The organism is uncultured Thermosynechococcus sp., assembly GCF_937958135.1.
Classification (GTDB): Bacteria; Cyanobacteriota; Cyanobacteriia; order Thermosynechococcales; family Thermosynechococcaceae; genus Thermosynechococcus.
In genome coordinates this window covers 1-2,832 of the sequence record NZ_CALGOG010000098.1, presented here as the reverse complement: position 1 = coordinate 2,832, position 2,832 = coordinate 1, and the positions used below count along the sequence as shown (strand labels likewise).

The window sequence follows — 2,832 nt, the reverse complement described above, 5'->3', positions numbered from 1 at the left end:
GGGTGATCGTTTGCTTATCGAGGTAAAGCTGAATCGTGCCGCTGTCATCCTGCAGCGTAAAAAAGGCCAGCTTGCCAAAGATGCGCCGCGCCATGATGCGGCCGGCCACACTCACGCGATCGCCCACCGCTTCGCCCGCCGCCAAGTGGGCATATTTTTCTTGCAGAACTGCCGCAGTATGGGTGCGTTCCCAACGATAGGCATAGGGGTTCATTCCCTGTGCCTGCAATGTTTTTGCTTTCTCAATCCGTGTTGCCCGAATTTCGGCTCCCGTTGCCCCCACGTCAGCCATATTGGTAGAAACTCTCCACAATTAGCAAACCTTAACCTTCTCATTGTACGCTCTGGGGTTGGTACCAACGCTGCAAAAGGGGAATCGAGTACAGTGGATGCTAGGGTGACTGACGAACAAGAACAAACGGCCATGACCGCTGCGAAATCCCCCCGCCGTAAAGCTCCTGAATCGATTGATCTTGACAATCCACAGTACTACTTCAATCGCTCTTTAAGTTGGCTGGAATTTAACAAGCGGGTACTCCACGAAGCCTATGACCCCCGCACACCCCTACTAGAGCGGCTGAAATTTATGGCCATTTTCAGTTCCAACTTGGATGAATTTTTCATGGTGCGTGTGGCCGGTTTGAAGCAGCAAGTGGAAAGTGGCATTGTCCAAGGGGGAGCCGATGGTATGCCCCCAGCGGAGCAGTTACAAGCAGTGCGGCAATATCTGTTACCGATTGTTACCGAGCAACACCGCTATTTCGACCAAGAACTGCGCGCCCTCTTGGCAAAGGAAGCCATTTTCCTCACTCGCTTTAATCAGTTGACACCTGAGCAGCAGGCCTACCTCAACGACTACTTCCAAGCCCAGGTTTTTCCAGTGCTTACCCCCTTAGCAGTTGATCCTGCCCATCCCTTTCCCTACATTTCTAGTCTAAGTTTGAATCTCGCAGTGCTCATCCGTGACCCAGACTCTGGCCAAGAGCACCTAGCGCGAGTGAAGGTACCGAATCAGTTTCCTCGCTTTGTGGCACTGCCCCAACATTTGTACTTCCCTCAAGGTGCCCATTGGGTCGGCGTGCCCCTCGAAGAAATTATCGCCCACAACCTCAGTGCCCTCTTTCCGGGGATGGAGATTCAGGCCCACTTTGCCTTTCGCATTACCCGCAGTGCTGATCTTGAACTGGAAACGGACAAGGCCGATGATTTACTGATTGCCATTGAGCAGGAAATTCGTAAACGGCGCTTTGGGTCCGTGGTGCGTCTAGAGGTGCAGCGAGGTATTCCATTACTTCTCAAGCAAACCCTCATGGAGGAAATGGATCTCGAGGAGATTGATGTCTATGAACTCGATGGTCTGTTGTGCTTGAATGATTTATTTGCTTTTATGGCCTTGCCCTTGCCCCAGTTTAAGGATCCGGAGTGGCACCCTCAAGTTCCTCCCCGTTTCCAGCGAGTAGAAGAACGGGAATCGATGTTTGACACCACAAGCGAAATTACGACCCTAGGCACGGACTATTGGGAAGCAGTCGCCAACGAACTCTTTGCCCTGATTCGGGAGGGGGATATCATTGTTCACCATCCCTACCATTCCTTTGCCGCAACAGTACAGCGCTTTATTACCTTGGCTGCCCATGATCCACAGGTGCTAGCAATTAAAATGACGCTCTATCGCACCTCTGGTGACTCACCGATTGTCAATGCCCTAATCAAGGCAGCAGAAAATGGCAAGCAAGTGGCTGTTTTGGTGGAGCTGAAGGCACGCTTTGATGAGGAGAACAATATCCTCTGGGCGCGGAAGCTGGAGAAGGTTGGCGTCCACGTGGTCTATGGCGTGCCGGGTCTCAAAACCCACACTAAAACGGTTCTGGTTGTGCGCCAAGAGGCGGGACAAATTCGCCGCTATATCCACATCGGCACGGGCAATTACAATCCGAAAACGGCTAGTCTTTATGAGGACTTAGGCCTGTTTTCCTGCCGCGAGGAATTGGGGGCTGATCTCTCGGAACTCTTTAATGTACTGACGGGCTATTCCCGCCAACGGGAGTATCGTCAGCTGCTCGTTGCCCCGGTCACCATGCGCGATCGCACACTTCAACTCATTTACCGTGAGATTGAGCACGCCCGCAATGGCCAACCGGGACGGATTATTGCCAAGATGAATGCCATTACAGATACCCAAGTGATTCGTGCCCTCTATGAGGCCTCCCAAGCAGGAGTGGAAATTGATTTGATTATTCGCGGCATGTGCTGTCTGCGACCCGGTGTGCCGGGAGTGAGCGATCGCATTCGGGTGATTAGTATTATTGGCCGCTTTTTGGAGCACTCACGGATTTTCTACTTTGGCAATAATGGTCAGCCTGAATACTACATTGGCAGTGCTGACTGGCGATCGCGCAACTTAGACCGCCGCGTCGAAGCCATTACCCCCATTCAAGACCCCAAAATTCAAGAAGAACTCAAAGAACTGCTGGAGATTATGCTGGCAGACAACCGCCAAGCGTGGGAACTGCAACCCGACGGCACCTACCGTCAGCGGCAGCCAGCCCCTGGGGAACCGGAGCGCGGCACCCACAGCCTTTTGATGGCGCGTACCCTCAAGGAAGTACAAGCACAAGCAAGCCACTAATTCGCTTTGGCATATCCCTGAGCCATGGCTCGGAAGTCTGGACTCGTTTGCAGCAGTTCTTGGTAGCTCCCGACGGCCACCACTTGGCCATGGGCCATGAAGTACAGGCGATCGCACTCCATGACGGTGCTAAGGCGGTGGGCAATCATGATAATCGTTTTCTCCCCACTGAGGGCTTGAATGGCATCCATCACCCCTGCTTC

The 2,832-nt window shown here is 52.9% G+C and carries 2 protein-coding genes and 1 pseudogene; 1 reads left to right on the top strand and 2 read right to left on the bottom strand.

Annotated elements, in window-relative coordinates:
* The coding region (locus Q0711_RS11155) for an OB-fold nucleic acid binding domain-containing protein (protein WP_299042590.1) at nucleotides 1-292 on the bottom strand (292 nt) is incomplete at its 3' end.
* A gap of 132 nt (nucleotides 293-424) precedes the next feature.
* Between Q0711_RS11155 and ppk1 the strand changes: the two genes are divergently transcribed.
* The gene (gene ppk1, locus Q0711_RS11150; protein ID WP_299042593.1) at nucleotides 425-2,629 is read left to right on the top strand and encodes a polyphosphate kinase 1; all 2,205 of its coding nucleotides are present in this window, start codon (nucleotides 425-427) and stop codon (nucleotides 2,627-2,629) included.
* Here the strand turns inward: ppk1 and Q0711_RS11145 are convergent.
* Nucleotides 2,626-2,832, bottom strand: a pseudogene (locus tag Q0711_RS11145) (ABC transporter ATP-binding protein); the annotation flags it as partial. The gene ppk1 and the pseudogene Q0711_RS11145 sit on opposite strands and share 4 nt — an antisense overlap.